Origin of the sequence: Buchananella hordeovulneris, from assembly GCF_001907235.1 — a bacterium.
GTDB classification, from domain to species: Bacteria; Actinomycetota; Actinomycetes; order Actinomycetales; family Actinomycetaceae; genus Buchananella; species Buchananella hordeovulneris.
Map to the genome: position 1 here is coordinate 92377 of NZ_MQVS01000007.1, position 16719 is coordinate 109095.

Sequence of the window (16719 nt, forward strand, 5' to 3'; positions counted from 1 at the left end):
TTGCTGCCGCAGCACAAGGAGAAGAGATGAGTAACAAGAGCTCTGGCTCTAAAGCAGAACGGCGCGAGGCGGCGCGAGCCGCAGCCGCTGCCCGCCGGGAAGAGCAGCTGCGCATCGACCGGCGTAACCGATTCCTCTTGTTGGGGGGCATCGCCCTAGCCGCAATCGCGGTGGTGGTGGCCATCGTGTTGGCCGTAGTCAATCGCCCCGATACCAACGCCAGCCTGGAGGACGTCACCCGGCCTAGTAACACACAGGCCGACGGTGGGGTGGCCTTCTCGGGCAGCACCAAGGCGGGTACCGGCAAGGCGCAGGCCAAGACGATCGATGTGTACTTCGACTACTCTTGCGGCGCCTGCGCCCAGTTCGAGGCCGCCAAGGAGGCGGAGCTGCGGGAACTGATCGAAGGGGGCGAGGTGAACGTGGTCTTGCACCCGGTCAACATCCTGGGGCAGTCCTACACGGTCACCGCCGGCAATGCCTTCGCCGAGGTCGTGGACCAGCACCCGGACAAGGCCTGGGACTTCCACACCAAGTTGTCAGCGAACTTCCTGCAGGCCGCCCAAACGCAGGACACCTCCAACCTAAACCTGGCCGGCGTGCAAAAGATCGCCGCGGAAGTCGGCGTGCCGCAGGCCACCATCGACAAGTTCGCCGACAATCGCTTCGCCGGCTACCTGACGGCGACCTCCAACCAGTTCTCTAAGCGCTCGGCGGATCGAGAACTGAGCGAGGACGGCGGTGCCCGCACCCCCACCGTGACGTTGGCGGGCAAGTTGGCTGACCTGAGCCTGATCTTCCAGGAGGGGGCGCTGAAGAACTGGGCCGCTACCGGTGATGTGGGTTATGTCTACAGCGAGGACGGACAGACCGTCGTGCCGAAGGACCCCAGCCAGCAGCCGACCCCCGCGGCGACTAACTAACCCCAGACACACTGCTGCCCGGGGCGGAAGGTCGAGCGCCTTCCGCCCCGGGCAGTCAGCTATCAGTTGGCCGCGCGCCAGGCGGCCTCAATGGCCTCGCCCACCTCGGCGTCGATCTGGCGCCAGTAGGCGAAGACCCGCGAAAGCACAGGCTCCTCCACCCCGGCCAGCGAGCCGACGACGGTCTCCACTAGGCGGGCCCGCTGGGCGTCGTCGTACACGCGACGCACCAGGGTGTGTGCCTGGCCGAAGTCGTCGTCCTCGGCGTGCAGGGTGTAGGCGGCACGCACCAGCGCGCCGTCTGCCTCCCAGCCATTTTCCACCACCATCTCTTCGGCCTGGTAGGCGCGCCCGTAGGAGTTGGGGGCGTAGACCGGCGCAGCGCCAGAGTGGCTGAACTGCATGTGGCCTTCCTTGTCGTAGGAGTTCACGGGCGAGACGGGAGCGTTAACTGGCAGCTGGTTGTAGTTGGTGCCGATGCGGTGACGCTGGGCGTCCGGGTAGGAGAAGATGCGCGCCAGCAGCATCTTGTCGGGGGACACCCCGGTGCCAGGCACGGTGTTCGAGGGGGAGAAAGCGGCCTGCTCGATCTGCGCGAAGTGATTGGTGGGGTTCTCGTTCAGGGTGAGGGTTCCGACCTCGATGCGCGGGTAGTCGGCCAGCGGCCACACCTTCGTCAGGTCGAAGGGGTTGAAGCGGTAGGTCTTCGCATCCTCGTAGGGCATGACCTGCACGTACAGGGTCCAGGACGGGAAGTTGCCCTCCTTGATGGCCTCGAAGAGGTCACGACGGTGGAAGTCGGCGTCCTTACCGGCCAGTTCGGTGGCCTCGGCGGTCGTCATGTTCTCCACGCCCTGGTTGGTCAGGAAGTGGTACTTCACCCAGAACTTCTCGCCCTCCGCGTTGACCCACATGTAGGTGTGGGAGGAGTAGCCGTTCATGTGCCGCCAGGTCCGGGGCAGGCCGCGGTCACCCATGAGGTAGGCGACTTGGTGCGCGCTCTCCGGGGAATGCGTCCAGAAGTCCCACTGCATGTTGGCGTCCCGCAGGCCGGAGTCGGGTAGGCGCTTTTGCGAGTGGATGAAGTCGGGGAACTTCATGGGGTCGCGCAGGAAGAAGATCGGGGTGTTGTTGCCCACGAGGTCAAAGTTGCCCTCCTGGGTGTAGAAGCGCACCGCGAAGCCGCGCACATCTCGCCAGGTGTCGGGGGAGCCGAGTTCCCCGGCGACGGTGGAGAAGCGGTGCAGCACCCGCGTGGTGCGGCCGGGCTGGAGGAAGTCGGCCTTGGTGTAGGCCGAGACATCGCCGGTCACGCGGAACTCGCCGAAGGCGCCGGAGCCCTTGGCGTGCGGAGAGCGCTCCGGGACTCGCTCGCGGTCAAAGCGGGCAAGCTTCTGCACCAGATTGACGTCGTGCAGCAGCAGCGGCCCGTTGGGCCCGACGCTGAGGGAGTAGGAGTCGGACTGGCGCGGTTCGCCGGACTCAGTGGTGGAGGGCTTGGTGGGGTCAAACGTCGTCATGCCTAATTTCCTTCGTTCTGGTGATCTTGCGCCTGGCAATCGGGGCAGAGTCCCCGGTACACCACGTCGGCAACCTCGATGGTGTAGCCCAGGTCGATGGGGGGCTGCAGGCAGGGGGCGGATTTCTTGACGCAGGGGATGTCCTGGAACTTGCCACAGCGCGTGCACCACACGTGGTGGTGGTTGTCGCCAGACTCCACTTCGTAGCGGGCGCCCCGTCCCTCAAGCACCACCTTGCGGAGGAGGTGAGCGTCGGTGAGGGCGGCCAGCACGTCGTAGACGGCCTGCTTGGAGATCGACCCGAGACGCTCGCGCACTTGGTCCGCGATGGCTTCCGCGGTCAGGTGCTGCTGCTCCCGCACCACGGCGAGGGTGGCCAGCCGGGGGGCTGTCACCCGCAGTCCGACGGTGCGCAGCTGTTGGCGGTCGTGATCGATCGTCATGCTGACACCATAGTCATAAAAATGGAGAAAGTCCAGAAAGCTAGTTTGTCTATGGTTAGGGTTCCCTAAGTTTCCTGATTGGCTGGGGTGGTGTGACGTAGGTCGTCTCAGGGCACCCAGGGCCACGTGGCACAATAGGGGCGCGCCACCTTAGCTCAGTTGGTAGAGCGCCCGCCTTGTAAGCGGACGGTCGCGGGTTCGAGTCCCGCAGGTGGCTCCGCTGGTGGTCCATTGGGAGACAGAACCCTGCAGGATTGCGGGGCGTTCCCTGACGCCAGAGCGCGCTCGACCATGACCGTTGGAAGCAGGCACAACAGGACCACACGTGACTAGGCCACGGAGTCGATGGCCTCCTTCGCAGTAAAAACGTCGGCTCCGGTTCGCACTCGGTACGCCCGTATGGCTTCGATTTTGCGTCCGGAAGCGGCAAGCTGACGCTCCTCGGCTGAAACGCCGAAGGTATCGACACTGCCCGCCTCACCAAGGCGTTCCTGCAGCTGCTTGACAAGCTTCAAGAGTCGTTGTTTCTCACGACGTAAACGCTCGATTTCTTGCGCCTGCGCAAACCATTTGCCCATTGTTCACCCTCTCTGTAGAAGTGCCTTCACGGCTTCCATCTTTTCACGAAGGGATTGCTGGCCTCGAGCCAAGCGCCGCAAGCGCGAGCTTGCCCAAGCCCGCCGGGCCGATGAGATCCGCCCAGCTTCGGTACCGGCTGTGCACTGCGCCCGCAAACCATGTGCAACACGCCCTGCCGGGCACGGCGCTGCCCGCTCTCAAGCACGCCCCGGCGTGCAAGGGCTCTGCAAACCAGCCTCATCCACTCCAAGCGTGTCTGGCAGTACGCCGAGGTCGTCGAGCTGGCCACGATGGGGTGGGTCCACTGGGAGTTGCCAGCGGGAATCCGCCCCCGACTTCGGGGCCTCACTTACAATCGGGTCTATGAAAACCTGCGCCTACCTCCTGCACGTTACCGAGGCAGATAGGTGGCCTGCGGTGCTTAGCAACTTGGCCAATATGGTCCAGCAGGGGTACGGCCCCGAGCTCGTGGTGGTGATCAACGGGACCGCCATCTATGTGCTGCAAGGCGAACATGATTGGCGCGCTAGCATGGCCCGCGCCGCCGCTGCTGGCGTGCGCTTTCACGTGTGCCAGCGTTCCCTGGACAACCACCAGATATCGTCTTCTTCGCTGCCGGAATGGATCGTTCCGGTCCCGGCTGCGCTGCCGAGCATAGCGGAGCAGGTCGGCGCTGGCGCGACCTACATAAAGCCTTAACGGTGGCGCTCGTTCGTTCTGCAGGATGCCCGCAGTCCCTGTCTGCTTTGGTTTCCGTTTTGTGAACTTTCCGGCAAATGCGGGTCGGGAACGCTGAGACGCGGTGGTGTCGAAGGATCGCTTATTCGGTGCGGGCGCAACTGTGTGCGGGGCACTGTGAGGGCAAGCACTGCCTGTTGTGTCAAACGCTGACCTTTGTGCGTTTTGCGGACCGTGAAGTCCATACAGTGACTGCTAAGCCGTTAGCGTTTGGGCGCAACGGTCCGCGTTTGGTGCAACGGTCAGCATTAGTCACCTGGTGACCCCGCCCCGGCCAGGGAGCCAGCTGCAAGGTATGCACAGGGGAAAACCATTCACAGGAACTAGCGGGCGCTGGCACTCGCGGCGGACGCTAGGCGAGTGTAGGAACATGAACTCTTCCATCGATCTCGCTGTACCCGCGGTGTCTCGGCAAGGAGTCGCAGCAAGTGGTCACCCATGCATAGGCCAGGCACCTGCAGGTGGTCTGGCAGGTGGCGCGCTGCACCTGGCACCAGGCCTACGACGACGAAGGCCGCCAGCTGGTTCGGTTACTGCTGGCCGCGGGCGTGCCACGCGCGCCCACTGCCTGGCCTGTACCCGGGCGGTAAGCTGTGCTACATCCCCGCGGCGAGGAAGGCCAGGATTGCGCGCACGCGCCGGTTCTCCTCGCCCGGTTCCAGCCCCAGTTTCAGGAAGATCGCGGAGATGTGCTTGGCCACCGCGGCCCCCGACAGAAACAGTCTCTCGGCGATCTGGGCGTTGGACAGCCCCTGGGCCATCAACTCCAGCACCTCCAACTCGCGGGGCGTTAACTCGCCCAGCCCCGAACGCGACGACTGCATCATGGCGCGGGCCACCTCCGGGTCGATCACCACCCCGCCCGTCAAGACCACCCGTACCGAGGCGATGAAGTCGGCGACCTCCGCCACCCGGTCCTTCAGTAAATACCCGGCGCCACCCGCACCCGCCCCCGCAGGCAGGGCGAACAACTGCTGGGCGTAGACGGCGGCCACGTACTGGCTGAGCACGATGATCGCCAACCGGGGATGGGCGGTCTTCAGGTCGATGGCGGCCTGCAGGCCGTCGTTGGTCATCGTCGGTGGCATGCGCACATCGGTGATCACCAGGTCCGGCAGCTGCCCGGCCGCCGCCAGTTGCTCGACACGGGCCCGCAAGTCGTCGGCCCGCTGTGCGGTGCCCGTTACCGTGAACCCCTGCCGCTCCAACAGGCCAACTAGCCCCTCCCGCAGCAGGGCGGAGTCGTCGGCTACCACTACCTTGGTCACAGCACGATCCCACTTTCTCCCGGTTTCAACAGCAACGGTATGGCCGCCCACACTTGCGTGGGGCCGCCGGGCGGGCTGGTGATGCGCACGCTGCCGCCGACGGCGCCCAGCCTTTCCCGCATGCCCGCCAGCCCGTGCCCGGGCACCAGGCGCGCCCCGCCGGGGCCGTCGTCGACCACCGACACCTGCAGATCTTGGCCTGCCGTCAGCAGCACCGTCACCTGGGCACCCGGCGCGTACTTGGCGGCGTTGTTGATGGCCTCGCAGGCGAAAAAGTAGGCAGCCGCCAGCACCCCCTCCGGTAGCGTGGGCAGCGGATGGGGGCACACGATGCGCACCTGGTTGGCGGCGTGCGAGGCCACCTCGCCCAGGGCCGCCGCCAGGCCTGCCTCCAGCAGCACCTGCGGATGAATGCCCCGCACCGTGGCGCGCAAAGACTCCAGGCCCGCCCGCAGGGCCTGCCCCGCCTCTGCCAGCAACTGCGCCAGCGCCGGATCGGCCGCCACCGCGGCGGCCAGGCGCGCCTCGCCGACCTTCATGGCGGCGGAGACGAAATACTGCTGCGCCCCGTCGTGCAGATCCCGTTCGATCCGCCGCCGCTCCACCTCGTAGGCCGCGACGATGACGCGCCGTGACTCGGCCAGCTCGGCCAGCGCGGCGCGCACATCCTGGTCCTGTGGGGAGCGACGGCGAAAGAACATGCAGCCAGCCTAGTGTTCGCCGTTGGCGGGCGAAGGTAGAGCTAGCTCTACCTAAAGGCGACAGCGGGCACGGTGGTCCCCGCGCGGCAGTCGGGCTGAAATATTGCTATGAACATCGCACCTACTTCCCACTCCCTGTTGGCTACTGACAACGTCAGCAAGAGCTTCGGCACGGTCAAGGCCCTCGCCGGGGTGAGCCTGACTATCGCGGCGGGGGAAAGCGTGGCCATCATGGGGCCTTCCGGCTCCGGGAAGTCCACGCTGCTGCACTGCTTGTCCGGTGTGTTGCTGCCGGACCACGGCACGGTCACCTTCGCGGGCACTGCGTTGTCTGCCCTCGCCGACAAGGCCCGCTCGGCCACCCGGCTGCGCGAGTTCGGCTTCGTCTTCCAGGACGGCCAGCTGTTGCCCGAGCTGCCCGCGCGCGAGAATGTTGCCCTGCCGCTGCTGCTGACCGGCACCCGCCGGCGGGCGGCCCTCCGCCACGCTGACGAGCTTCTCGCCAGCCTCGGCCTGGGGGAGCTGCGCCATCGCCGCCCCGGCGACATGTCGGGTGGGCAAGCCCAGCGGGTGGCGATTGCGCGGGCGCTGGCCGTCAGTCCGCAGGTCATCTTCGCTGACGAGCCGACCGGCGCGTTGGACCAAGCCACCGGTCACGAAATGATGCAGGTGTTGACGGCCACCATCAACCGCATCGGCGCTAGCTTGGTGATGGTGACGCACGACCGGGAGGTGGCGCGCTGGTGCTCGCGGCTCATCGAGATCCGCGACGGGATCGTGCACACCGACCAGCTGGTGGCGGAGGTGGCCCGATGAGTGCCACCGTGACTGCCGCTTCCCCGACTGGCGGCGCGACCGGCCTGTTCGGCCTGACCCTGCACCTGACGCGGGCTCGCTTCCGGGCGCGGCAGGGCGAGACATTGCTCTACCTGGCCTCCACGCTCGCTTTCGCAGTGTGCGGCCTGGCGAGCCTGACCGTGGCGGCCGGCGCCTGGATGTTCCGCCAGCGTTCCCAGCACCCCACCGGTCTGCTCGCGCAGGCGGTGGCGGAGGAGCCAACGATGCAGACGGTGCTGGACTTCTACTTCGTGTTGGCGCTCGTGGCCTGCGCCCTGCTTATCCCGACGACGATCGCGCTGGCTAAGGCCGCGGCCGTCCTCGGGGCGCGGGGCCGGGAGCAGCGGCTGGCCGTGCTGCGGCTGGTGGGGCTGTCCGCGCGGGAGGTCACCCGCATGTCCCTGGTCGACACTCTCATCCAGGTCACGGCCGGGTTGGCTCTCGGGGTCCTCGGCTACCTGCTGACCTTCTCCTTGTGGAGCAACCTAAGCATGCAGGGAATGCCCATCGCGCCGCGGGAGATGCTGCTGCCGTGGTGGCTGGCGGCCGCCGTGTGGCTCACGGTTACGGCGGTGGGGTTGGCGGCCAGCTGGTGGGGCCTGCGTCAGGTCCGCATCTCGCCGTTGGGTGTCTCGCGACTCGCCAGCAACCCCCTGCTGGCCTGGTGGCGCCTGGGGGTGCTGGTGGCGGTTATCTTCGTCGCCCTCGTTGCCCCGTCGCTGATGCAACTGGACGACCAGATCGCGGGGGTGGTCATCTTCGGGGCCATCGTGCTGGCCGTCGTCATCGGGGTGAACATCGCCGCCCCCTTCGTGTTGCAGCAGGTGGCGCGGGCCGTGGTTCGCTTCCTGCCCCCGGCGGGCATGTGGGCGGCCCGGCGCGTGGTGGCCAACCCGCGCGAGACCTGGGGGCGGGTCAGCACCGTCGGCCTGCTGGCGTTGATCGCTGCCTTCATGGCCCGCATGCCTTTGACCTTCAACCAAAACATGCAGGGGGCGGCCCGGACGTTCGCCGAGCAGAGTCAGAACGACATGACCACGGGAGCCATGATCACCTTGGGGGTGGGGCTGGTGGTGGCCGCCATCAGCATCCTCATCTCGCAGGCCTCCGCCATCTTTGAACGCGCCAACCAGAGCTACGCCCTGACCAATATGGGAGCCTCGCCCGGCTACCTCACGCGGGTGCGGTGGCTGGAGGTCATGGCGCCCCTGGCCCTGGCCCTGCTGGCCGGTTACGGCTTGGGCTACCTGCTGGCGGCTCCGCTGGTGCGCAGTGCGATCGAGTTTGGTTACTACGCGGGAGCGCACGCGGCGGGAGCAGTAGTCGCCACGTTGGTGTTCGGCTGGCTGTTGGGAGCAGTCGCCCTCGTGGCCTGCCAGCCGCTGCAGCGCCGGGTGTTGGCCGAGCGGCGCCGCGGCAACGACTAATGGGTACTGTGCCCGCCAGTTGCCAACTGGCGGGCACAGACCTGCGGGGGCGGGGCCAGCCCGCTGCTGCTAGTCGAGGAAGGTGGCCGGGGCGACTGGCACTAGGCGGGGATGGGAGGGTTGGGGCGCCTTGCCCGGGCGGCGACGGGTAAGGTGCCGTCGCAGCCACGGCCCCACGTCCCGGCGGAGCCAGCGGACATTTTCCCGCCACGGTAGGCGGACGACGGCGTCCGCGGGGCGGGCGGCCCATTCGTGGCGATCGTCGGCCAAGCCGAGGGCCTCTAGCGCCGCCCGCGTGACTATTTTGTGGCCCCGGGTGGACAAGTGGATATGGTCCGGGGCCCAAGCTCGCCAATCTTTGAGGGAGGGGATTAGCCACTTGTCGAGCAGTCGGACGTCGCGCCGCTCGGCGATGGCTCGCACCCCCTCGCTGAGGGCGACGAAACGGTGGTCAAGGAGCGACAACAGGGGGGAATCACTGCAGTCGACGTAGGTGCCGAGGAGTACCTCAGCACCCGTGTCGCGGGCCCGGGCCACGGCGGTGTCCAACTGCTGCAGCAGGGGACGGGCGCTAAAACGGGGCCGGAGGGCATCGTTGCCGCCCCCCACGATGGAGATAAGGTGCCCGGAGAGGTCCAAGGCCTGCGGCAGCTGCACCTGCGTGATGTTGGCCATCAGCCGCCCGCTGACGGCCAAGTTGGCGTACTGCAGCGGTGGCAGTCCGGCGGCCAGTCGCTGCGCGGACAGCTCCACCGCCAGGCGATCGGCCCAGCCTCGCATGACCCCGGAGGGACGAGGATCGATCATCCCGTCGGTAAAAGAATCCCCCACCGCGATGTAGCGCTCGATGTTTGCCAGTTCCAGGGGCGCGCCGGTGCGACCGAACCGCACCTTCCCGTCGGGGCGGGGGGAGCCCCAGTACAGCTCGCTCACGGCAGCGACCAATCGATGGGGTCGGCACCTTGGCGTGCCAGGGCGGCGTTGGCGGCACTGAAGGGCCGGGAGCCGAAGAAACCGCGGGAGGCAGACAAGGGGGAGGGGTGCGGTGAGGCAATGATCGGCGTTTCGCCCAGCAGCGGGGTGAGGCTTTGGGCCGGCCTACCCCACAGGATCGCCACCAGCGGCCCGCCCCGCGCCACCAGCGCCCGGATGGCGGCGTCGGTGATTTTTTCCCAGCCGCGTCCTTGGTGGGAGCCGGCCTTGCCGGGTTGCACCGTCAGGCTGCGGTTGAGCAGGACGACGCCCTGGCGGGTCCAGGGGGTTAGGTCGCCACTGGTGGGCATGGGGCAGCCAATGTCGGCCACTAGCTCTTTATAGATGTTGGCGAGCGAGCGGGGCAGGGCCACCCCCGGGTGGACTGAGAAAGACAGGCCCATGGCGTGCCCAGGGGTGGGGTAGGGGTCCTGTCCGACAATGAGCACCCGCGCGGCCGCCAAGGGTTCAACGAACGCGCGCAGCACATCGGGGCCGGGCGGCAAGTAGCCGCGTCCGGCCTGCACTTCGGCGCGGAGAAAGTCACCCATGGCCCGGATATCGGGCTCGACGTCAGCGAGGGCCTGCGCCCAGTCGGGGGCAATGAGGCTGGTGAGCGGGGGTAAAGAGTTCACCTGGTAAGCGTAGAGGTAGACCGAGTCAGGTCGCAGGTGATTGCGTGCCTCACAGCGGAAATGGGGGTAGGCGCGGTATGGTCCAGGAGTGAGCAACTACCAGATGGACGAGTTCGACCACGTCTCTGACGATCAGCCGGAGGGTGTCCACCGTGCGCCGGAGCCCTGGTGGCGGCCATTGCTGCCGTACTTGGCGGTAATTATTTTGATTCCGTTGCTGGCCTGGGGAGCAGTAGCGATGCTGTCGAAGTCGGGCGATCAGCCGACGGCAGGCGGCGGAGCGGCTGGCGTGCAAACGGCCCCGGCCGCGGACGACGGCGCGTCCCAGTCCGTACCTGCGCCCGCCACGGAGCAGGCAACGGCCCCGGAGCAGGCACCGGCAACGACGGCCCCCGCCCCGCCCCCGGAGCAGACGCCGACTCCTAGCGCCCCGGAGGGCGTGAATTACGAATCGCAGGTGGCGGTCTACAACGCGGCGGGCATCCAGGGGATGGCAGCAGCTGCGGTCGAGACTATTGCAGAGGCAGGCTTCGCCAACGGTAGTGCCACCAACTTCGACAAGGAATCCCCGGAGGCCAATACGGTCTACTACGCCTCCGCAGAGCACGCCGCGGCGGCGCAGGAGATCGCTACCGCGCTCGGCATCGGCAACGTGGTGGAGGATGCTTCCATCGCCTCTTCCACCCCGATCGCGGTAGTGCTGGTAGAGGATTTCCGCTAGTTTTCTAGGCGAGGTGGGCGGGCCGATGGGCCCGCCCATTTTGTGTCTGGCTGCGCCGCACGCGAACGGCGCTTGCACTCGCGGCCGCAGAGTGCCAGAGTTGGGGTTAGCACTCCCCGGGTGGGAGTGACAAGATTCCCACAGGTTGGGGTGTGAGGTGCAGGCGCGCGGTCGATAGGCAGTGCGGCTACATCGTCCGTCGCGGGCACCCCCCAGCTGCCCACCGCCGACGTGAAGGAACGTAGACACACATGGCTAAGATCATCGCCTTTGACGAGGAGGCGCGCCGCAGCATGGAGCGCGGCCTGAACATCCTCGCTGACACCGTGAAGGTTACCCTCGGCCCCAAGGGCCGCAACGTGGTGCTTGAGAAGAAGTGGGGCGCCCCCACCATCACCAACGATGGGGTCTCGATCGCCAAGGAAATCGAACTGGACGAGCCGTTCGAGAAGATCGGCGCCGAGCTGGTTAAGGAAGTTGCCAAGAAGACCGACGACGTTGCCGGTGACGGCACCACCACGGCCACCGTGCTGGCCCAGGCGCTGGTGCGTGAGGGCCTGCGCAACGTGGTTGCAGGGGCCAACCCGATCGCGCTGCGCAAGGGCATCGAAAAGGCCGTGGCGGCCGTTGTCGAGCAGCTGCTGAAGGACGCCAAGGACGTCGAGACGACGGAAGAGATCGCCGCTACCGCTGGCATCTCCGCCGGCGACGAGGAGATCGGCAAGAAGATCGCCGAGGCGCTGGAGCGGGTTGGTAAGGAAGGTGTTGTCACCGTCGAGGAGTCCAACACCTTCGGGCTAGAGCTGGAAGTCACCGAAGGCATGCGCTTCGACAAGGGCTTCATCTCCCCCTACTTCGTCACCGACGCTGAGCGGCAGGAGGCCGTCCTGGAGGACGCCTACGTGCTGCTCGTCGAGTCCAAGGTGACCAGCAACAAGGACCTGATGCCGCTGCTGGAGAAGGTCGTGCAGGCCAACAAGCCGCTGGCCATCATCGCGGAAGACGTCGAGGGCGAGGCCCTGACCACGTTGGTCCTCAACAAGATCCGTGGCACCTTCAAGTCGGTGGCCGTCAAGGCCCCGGGCTTCGGGGACCGCCGCAAGGCCATGCTGCAGGACATGGCGATCCTCACTGGTGGCCAGGTCATCTCCGAGACCGTGGGCCTCAAGCTCGACAACGCGGGCCTGGAGCACCTGGGTGTGGCTCGCAAGGTGGTCGTCACCAAGGACTCCACCACCATCGTCGACGGCGGTGGTGACGCGGAGGCCATCAAGGCGCGCGAGAACCAGATCCGCGCCGAGATCGAGACCACCGACTCCGACTACGACCGGGAGAAGCTGCAGGAGCGCCTGGCGAAGCTGGCTGGTGGCGTGGCCGTGCTGCGTTCGGGTGCCGCCACCGAGGTGGAGCTGAAGGAGCGCAAGCACCGCATTGAGGACGCTGTGCGCAACGCGAAGGCTGCGGTGGAAGAGGGCATCATTGCTGGTGGGGGTGTGGCCCTGATCCAGGCTGCCACCACGGCCTTCGAGAGCCTGCAGCTGACGGGCGACGAGGCCACCGGCGCCGCGATTGTGCGCGTCGCGGTTGAGGCCCCGCTGAAGCAGATCGCCATCAACGCTGGCCTGGAGGGCGGCGTCGTGGTGGAGAAGGTGCGCCACCTGCCCGTCGGGCACGGTCTGAACGCGGCCACGGGTGAGTACGAGGACCTCATGGCGGCTGGCATCTCCGACCCGGTGAAGGTGACCCGCTCCGCGCTGCAGAACGCGGCCTCGATCGCGGCCCTGTTCCTGACCACCGAAGCGGTGGTGGCCGACAAGCCGGAGCCGGAGGCCCCGGCTGCGGGCGGCGGCGACATGGGCGGCATGGGCGGCTTCTGATAGCTGACCACTTGCGGGCGGGGTGGGCCGATGGCCCGCCCCGCCCTTGCCTTTAGCTGCCGGAGAAGGTCTGCACCGCGAGGTCTTCGACAGATGCGTATTCGCTGGCAACTTGATCCAACGCCTCAGTGATGTTAGTCAAGTTGGTTTCCACCTGCGTTTGGGTGGCCTTCCACTCTTGGGCCAGGGCGGCAAAGGCAGACGAGGCCGCTCCGCTCCACGAGCTCTGCAAGGCCGTGAGTTGTCCCATCATGGAGCTCACCTCGGCCTCGACGGCGGCGATAGTGGCGCGCATTCGGACGGCGGTTTGTGTGACTTCGACTGAGTCGACTTCGTAACGCATAGAGAGCACCTTTCCTGCACGGTGCCACGCAGTTCGTGGCTGTTGCTCACGTTACGGGTGGCCCCTACAGGTCGGGAACTCCAAAGAGCGAGTTGGTGGATAAGTCCGGATCATCCGAAGCTGTGGATGACTGTTCGCGGGCGGGGCGCACCATCTCGCGGCGCCCCAAGCGCGCCGCGGCTATCTGATCGGCGATCGAAGCGCCCATGTCTGCCTCATCGTCCTGCCACTCACCCTCCGGCTGGGCGGACGGTGCCTCCGGCTCCTTGTCCGGGCGGGGCGGGGTGCGGCGGCCCGGTTCGATGTCCTCCAAGCATGATTCCAGGGTTGAAGACCACGGATCGTTGGGGCGCCGCGGAGCCGGGGAGGGGTCGGGGGTGGAGCGGCCCGCACGGGGCGAGCTAAGTACCGACAGGCCGAACGGGCTGGTCAACGGGTCGGCGTCCGGTAGGCGGGGCATCGGCACCGGAGTGCTGGGTCCCGGTGTGGCCCCGCACGGCCGCGGCACCTCGGCCGCTAGCTCGCCTGTCGGATCCAGTTTTTGTAGCTGCGCCGTGGCTTTGGCGCGCTCAGACTCAAGGTTTTCGCGCGCGGCGGTCTCCCATTCGCGGGCCACCGCCGTGAGATACAGGTGCGGGCGGGCCAGCAGTCGGTCTATGAAATCCAGCCGCCACACAAGGAAATGCAGCTCCGGCACCCCCGCGTACTCCTCCCCGACCTGCTTGCGGTACTCCCGATACCGTTGCGGGGCGCTACGCAGGACGGCGTGTTCGGCGTCGTGCAGGGCGGCAACATCGAAGTCGTGCTGGGGGCAGTGCGGTACTTGCTCGATCAGGTGCGCGATGTAGGTAACTAGCACCTCGTCCAGGCCTAGCGCCGTTAGCTCGGTGCGCGCCAGGGCCGCCGACGCGGCATAGTTTTCGCCGAACCGCAGCGGGTTGCCGCCCAGGTGGGGCACCTCAAAGACCGCGCCGTGATACCAGGCGGCCACCCGCAGCGCCTCCGGGTGGTGGGAGGACTCAGCCAGTTCGTCCAGGCGAGCCAACACTGCCTGCAGGTGCTTGATCGTGTGGAACTTGCGCGGAGGGGCACACCACCGCTCCAGCAGGCGGGCACCAGTCTTAGCAACAGCGGACTCGTCACTCGCCCCCAGGGTTCGCATCGAGCGAATGAAGGCGGGTAACAACCACTCGGGTACGCAGCGCGCTTCGTTATCCATAACAGCGTCCAAATATGCGCCCGATTGGCGCGCTTGTCCAGTTGCCACCTTAAGAACGTGGCGCACGCCGCGACAGCGAGGGGCCTGCCAGCGGTACTTCCACGCGCATGGTGGCGCCGCCACCTGGCGTGTCCAGCACCCGAATGGTGCCGTCATGGCTGCGCAAGATGGCCACCACGATGGCTAGCCCGAGGCCGGAGCCGCCCGACTCCCGGGAGCGGGAGGCGTCCGTCCGGTAGAAGCGCTCAAAGACCCGTTCACGCGCCTCCTGGGCGATCCCCGGGCCGTGGTCGCGGACCTCGATGACCCCGAGCCCACCCCGCCGCCCCACGGCGATCTCGACGGGAGAACCTGCTGGCGTGTGGCGGATGACGTTGCCGAGCAAATTGGTGATGACCTGGGTCAGACGGTCGGCGTCGGCCACCGCCACCGGGGCGCTGGAGCCCGGCACGGTCTGGAGGGGGTCGTCGACCCCCGTGACGGTCCCGGGGGCTAGGGGGGCGGCGTTGTCTGGCAACACGACCAGCTCCACCGGCCGCGAGGAATCCAACACCCGCAGATCCATGACTCCGCGTGCCGCTAGGCGCCGCAGGTCGATCCGTTCGAACTTCATCTCGCTGCCTTCGCCCAGGCGAGCCAGCTTCAGAAGGTCTTCCACCAGCCCACCCATGCGTTGGGCCTCAGACTCTATGCGGGCCATGGCCTGGCTGACGTTACCCGCGGGGATGCCGCCGATGCGATAGAGCTCCGCGTAGCCGCGCACCGTCGCCAGCGGGGTGCGCAGCTCGTGCGAGGCGTCGGAGACGAACTGCTGCATCTGCTGCCGCGCCCGCGTCTCCGATTCAAAGGACTCTTCGATCCGCTCTAGCATCATGTTGAGCGACCGCGACAGGGAGCCGACCTCGGTGGTGGTTGGTTCGCCTTCGATGCGGGTGGATAGGTCACCGCCCGCGATCTTGCCTGCCACCTCCTCGATCTCGCGGAGCGGACGTAAGGAGCGTCGCACCAGGTAGGACGCGGAGACGATACCGGCCAGCAGGATCCCGCCGGAGATGAAGGTCAGGGTGAGGGCGGCGCGGGCGACGTGGGCACGGCTGGGGGCAGTGGACAACGCCACCGTTACCGAGCCGCGCGCGGCACCCGGCGAGGCGGGTTGCAGGGGCAGGGTCACGGCTCGCCAGGTCTTGCCGGGAGTGTCGGTCTCCAGCGTGAAGGGGCGCAGCCCCCCCACCTGCACCAGCTCCTCCTGCGCCTCGGCATAGGTTTTCTCCACCCGTTTGGGGCGCCCCTGGGCCTTGGCGACCGGTCCCCAGACGTAGTCGCGCGTCCCCACATTGTCGATGGTCACCGAGTAGTAGTAGTCGTTGGGGACCTGCGCCTGGCCTCCCTGTGGATAGAGATTGACCGCCAGCTGCGCGACCTCCTGGGCCGTGGCGCTGAGCTTCTCATCTAGGGCGCGTCGCTGAAAGGTGTCGATGAGTTGCACGGTCAGCACAGAAACGAACGCTAGCCCGAGGGCGAGCAGCCCGGTGGTGACAGCGACGAGGCGCTGGGCTAAGGGGCGGGCATGCCACTCGGAGCGGGCCGCCCCCACCGGGGCACGCGTGCCGCGGGGGCGGACGGCGCGCCCCGGTGGGGTGGCGGGGGTGGGGGAGGGCGGAGGGGGTTGGGTCATGACTCGCGCGGTTGGCGAATCATGTAGCCCACGCCGCGGCGAGTTTGGATCAGCTCGGTGGCGGGGGCCCCACCCTCCGGAGCAACGGCGTCAATCTTGCGGCGCAGGTAGGAGATGTAGGACTCGATGATGGCGGCCTCACCTTCCCAGTCGTACTCCCAGACGTGGTCAAGGATCTGGCTCTTAGAGACGACCCGCCCCTCGTTGATCATCAGGTAGCGCAGGAGCTTGAACTCGGTGGGGGAGAGCTCGATGGACTTGCCCGCCCGGCGCACCTCGTGTGCGTCCTCGTCCAGTTCGAGGTCGGCCACGCGGAGCACCCCGTCGTCGGCACCGTCGTCCTTCTTGGTGCGCCGCAGCACGGCGCGGATGCGGGCGACCACCTCCTCCAGGCCAAATGGCTTAGTGATGTAGTCGTCACCGCCGACAGTCAGGCCCTGGACTTTGTCGGTCATGTCGTCGCGCGCGGTGAGGAACACCACCGGGGTGAGGATGCCCCGCTCGCGCAGGCGACGGGTGATGGTGAAACCGTCCATGTCGGGCAACATCACGTCGAGCACCAGGAGATCAAGCTTCTCGTTGAGGGCCGTGGTCATGGCCTCTGCTCCGTTGGCCGCAGCCAGCACCTCGAAACCGGCGAACCGCAGCGAGGAAGCGAGGAGGTCGCGAATATTGGGTTCGTCATCGACGACGAGCAGTCGGGCTTCAGGAGTCTCAGTCATGCTGACCATTGTCGGGAAGATTGCTGACAGGTTTCTGGAAGAATGCTATGTGCGCTCTGTGTTGGTGGGGCGGGGTGGCAGGTAGTGAACCCGCCGCGAATCCGGGATAATTCAGACAC

The 16719-nt window shown here is 67.0% G+C and carries 17 protein-coding genes and 1 tRNA gene; 7 read left to right on the forward strand and 11 right to left on the reverse strand.

Annotated elements, in window-relative coordinates; all coding sequences use genetic code 11:
• The first annotated feature begins 26 nt into the window (after positions 1 to 26).
• On the forward strand, positions 27 to 923 hold the full coding sequence (locus tag BSZ40_RS07605) for a DsbA family protein (RefSeq protein ID WP_073824853.1): 897 nt from the start codon (positions 27 to 29) through the stop codon (positions 921 to 923).
• 62 nt (positions 924 to 985) lie between these two features.
• Here the strand turns inward: BSZ40_RS07605 and BSZ40_RS07610 are convergent, their stop codons facing one another.
• Both BSZ40_RS07610 and BSZ40_RS07615 read right to left on the reverse strand, forming a co-directional pair.
• Positions 986 to 2443, reverse strand: a complete 1458-nt coding sequence (locus tag BSZ40_RS07610) for a catalase (RefSeq protein ID WP_073824855.1) — start codon at positions 2441 to 2443, stop codon at positions 986 to 988.
• A gap of 2 nt (positions 2444 to 2445) precedes the next feature.
• The gene (locus BSZ40_RS07615; protein WP_073824858.1) at positions 2446 to 2886 is read right to left on the reverse strand and encodes a Fur family transcriptional regulator; all 441 of its coding nucleotides are present in this window, start codon (positions 2884 to 2886) and stop codon (positions 2446 to 2448) included.
• Between the two features lie 144 nt (positions 2887 to 3030).
• On the opposite strand from BSZ40_RS07615, the gene BSZ40_RS07620 reads away from it, so the two are divergent.
• Positions 3031 to 3103: transfer RNA gene (locus tag BSZ40_RS07620), tRNA-Thr, on the forward strand.
• A 112-nt stretch (positions 3104 to 3215) separates the two neighbouring features.
• Here BSZ40_RS07620 and BSZ40_RS07625 read toward each other — a convergent pair.
• Entirely contained in the window at positions 3216 to 3464 is a 249-nt protein-coding gene (locus BSZ40_RS07625) for a hypothetical protein (RefSeq protein ID WP_073824861.1), read from the reverse strand.
• Between the two features lie 364 nt (positions 3465 to 3828).
• On the opposite strand from BSZ40_RS07625, the gene BSZ40_RS07630 reads away from it, so the two are divergent.
• Positions 3829 to 4164: a DsrE family protein gene (locus BSZ40_RS07630; protein ID WP_073824864.1), complete on the forward strand. Its 336-nt coding sequence runs from the start codon at positions 3829 to 3831 to the stop codon at positions 4162 to 4164.
• A 635-nt stretch (positions 4165 to 4799) separates the two neighbouring features.
• On the opposite strand, the gene BSZ40_RS07635 is transcribed toward BSZ40_RS07630, so the two are convergent.
• Together BSZ40_RS07635 and BSZ40_RS07640 are read right to left on the reverse strand one after the other, a co-directional pair.
• Positions 4800 to 5471, reverse strand: a complete 672-nt coding sequence (locus BSZ40_RS07635; RefSeq protein ID WP_073824867.1) for a response regulator transcription factor — start codon at positions 5469 to 5471, stop codon at positions 4800 to 4802.
• The gene (locus BSZ40_RS07640) at positions 5468 to 6172 is read right to left on the reverse strand and encodes a sensor histidine kinase (protein ID WP_073824870.1); all 705 of its coding nucleotides are present in this window, start codon (positions 6170 to 6172) and stop codon (positions 5468 to 5470) included. Before BSZ40_RS07640 ends, BSZ40_RS07635 begins: the two co-directional genes overlap by 4 nt.
• 108 nt (positions 6173 to 6280) lie before the next feature.
• Here BSZ40_RS07640 and BSZ40_RS07645 point away from each other — a divergent pair, with 108 nt between their 5' ends.
• Complete coding sequence (locus tag BSZ40_RS07645; protein WP_073824873.1) at positions 6281 to 6988, forward strand: ABC transporter ATP-binding protein; 708 nt, start codon at positions 6281 to 6283, stop codon at positions 6986 to 6988.
• The gene (locus BSZ40_RS07650) at positions 6985 to 8436 is read left to right on the forward strand and encodes an FtsX-like permease family protein (RefSeq protein WP_073824876.1); all 1452 of its coding nucleotides are present in this window, start codon (positions 6985 to 6987) and stop codon (positions 8434 to 8436) included. The genes BSZ40_RS07645 and BSZ40_RS07650 overlap by 4 nt, the downstream gene beginning before the upstream one ends.
• Before the next feature lie 69 nt (positions 8437 to 8505).
• Here BSZ40_RS07650 and BSZ40_RS07655 read toward each other — a convergent pair whose 3' ends face one another.
• Together BSZ40_RS07655 and BSZ40_RS07660 are read right to left on the reverse strand one after the other, a co-directional pair.
• Positions 8506 to 9369 carry an SGNH/GDSL hydrolase family protein gene (locus BSZ40_RS07655; protein ID WP_143180915.1) on the reverse strand — a complete coding sequence of 288 codons (864 nt, stop codon included), beginning with the start codon at positions 9367 to 9369 and terminating at the stop codon, positions 8506 to 8508.
• Positions 9366 to 10043, reverse strand: a complete 678-nt coding sequence (locus BSZ40_RS07660; RefSeq protein WP_073824877.1) for a uracil-DNA glycosylase — start codon at positions 10041 to 10043, stop codon at positions 9366 to 9368. The genes BSZ40_RS07655 and BSZ40_RS07660 overlap by 4 nt, the downstream gene beginning before the upstream one ends.
• A gap of 88 nt (positions 10044 to 10131) precedes the next feature.
• On the opposite strand from BSZ40_RS07660, the gene BSZ40_RS07665 reads away from it, so the two are divergent.
• Both BSZ40_RS07665 and groL read left to right on the forward strand, forming a co-directional pair.
• Positions 10132 to 10764, forward strand: coding sequence for a LytR C-terminal domain-containing protein (locus tag BSZ40_RS07665; RefSeq protein ID WP_073824880.1), 633 nt, complete (start codon positions 10132 to 10134; stop codon positions 10762 to 10764).
• Positions 10765 to 11015: 251 nt separating this feature from the next.
• Positions 11016 to 12641, forward strand: a complete 1626-nt coding sequence (gene groL, locus BSZ40_RS07670) for a chaperonin GroEL (RefSeq protein ID WP_073824881.1) — start codon at positions 11016 to 11018, stop codon at positions 12639 to 12641.
• Positions 12642 to 12693: 52 nt separating this feature from the next.
• On the opposite strand, the gene BSZ40_RS07675 is transcribed toward groL, so the two are convergent.
• The 4 genes from BSZ40_RS07675 to BSZ40_RS07690 form a co-directional block, all read right to left on the reverse strand.
• Complete coding sequence (locus BSZ40_RS07675; RefSeq protein WP_073824884.1) at positions 12694 to 12984, reverse strand: WXG100 family type VII secretion target; 291 nt, start codon at positions 12982 to 12984, stop codon at positions 12694 to 12696.
• Positions 12985 to 13048: 64 nt separating this feature from the next.
• Complete coding sequence (locus tag BSZ40_RS07680) at positions 13049 to 14203, reverse strand: HD domain-containing protein (protein ID WP_073824886.1); 1155 nt, start codon at positions 14201 to 14203, stop codon at positions 13049 to 13051.
• Between the two features lie 49 nt (positions 14204 to 14252).
• Positions 14253 to 15878: a sensor histidine kinase gene (locus tag BSZ40_RS07685; RefSeq protein WP_073824889.1), complete on the reverse strand. Its 1626-nt coding sequence runs from the start codon at positions 15876 to 15878 to the stop codon at positions 14253 to 14255.
• On the reverse strand, positions 15875 to 16600 hold the full coding sequence (locus BSZ40_RS07690; protein WP_425425647.1) for a response regulator transcription factor: 726 nt from the start codon (positions 16598 to 16600) through the stop codon (positions 15875 to 15877). The genes BSZ40_RS07685 and BSZ40_RS07690 overlap by 4 nt, the downstream gene beginning before the upstream one ends.
• Between the last annotated feature and the right edge of the window lie 119 nt (positions 16601 to 16719).

Bases quoted from the DNA above. Each gene is read 5' to 3' on its own strand.
- BSZ40_RS07605 (WP_073824853.1), top strand. From the start codon at position 27: ATGAGTAACAAGAGCTCTGGCTCTAAAGCAGAACGGCGCGAGGCGGCG.
- BSZ40_RS07610 (WP_073824855.1), bottom strand. From the start codon at position 2,443: ATGACGACGTTTGACCCCACCAAGCCCTCCACCACTGAGTCCGGCGAA.
- BSZ40_RS07615 (WP_073824858.1), bottom strand. From the start codon at position 2,886: ATGACGATCGATCACGACCGCCAACAGCTGCGCACCGTCGGACTGCGG.
- BSZ40_RS07625 (WP_073824861.1), bottom strand. From the start codon at position 3,464: ATGGGCAAATGGTTTGCGCAGGCGCAAGAAATCGAGCGTTTACGTCGT.
- BSZ40_RS07630 (WP_073824864.1), top strand. From the start codon at position 3,829: ATGAAAACCTGCGCCTACCTCCTGCACGTTACCGAGGCAGATAGGTGG.
- BSZ40_RS07640 (WP_073824870.1), bottom strand. From the start codon at position 6,172: ATGTTCTTTCGCCGTCGCTCCCCACAGGACCAGGATGTGCGCGCCGCG.
- BSZ40_RS07645 (WP_073824873.1), top strand. From the start codon at position 6,281: ATGAACATCGCACCTACTTCCCACTCCCTGTTGGCTACTGACAACGTC.
- BSZ40_RS07650 (WP_073824876.1), top strand. From the start codon at position 6,985: ATGAGTGCCACCGTGACTGCCGCTTCCCCGACTGGCGGCGCGACCGGC.
- groL (WP_073824881.1), top strand. From the start codon at position 11,016: ATGGCTAAGATCATCGCCTTTGACGAGGAGGCGCGCCGCAGCATGGAG.
- BSZ40_RS07675 (WP_073824884.1), bottom strand. From the start codon at position 12,984: ATGCGTTACGAAGTCGACTCAGTCGAAGTCACACAAACCGCCGTCCGA.
- BSZ40_RS07680 (WP_073824886.1), bottom strand. From the start codon at position 14,203: ATGGATAACGAAGCGCGCTGCGTACCCGAGTGGTTGTTACCCGCCTTC.
- BSZ40_RS07685 (WP_073824889.1), bottom strand. From the start codon at position 15,878: ATGACCCAACCCCCTCCGCCCTCCCCCACCCCCGCCACCCCACCGGGG.
- BSZ40_RS07690 (WP_425425647.1), bottom strand. From the start codon at position 16,600: ATGACTGAGACTCCTGAAGCCCGACTGCTCGTCGTCGATGACGAACCC.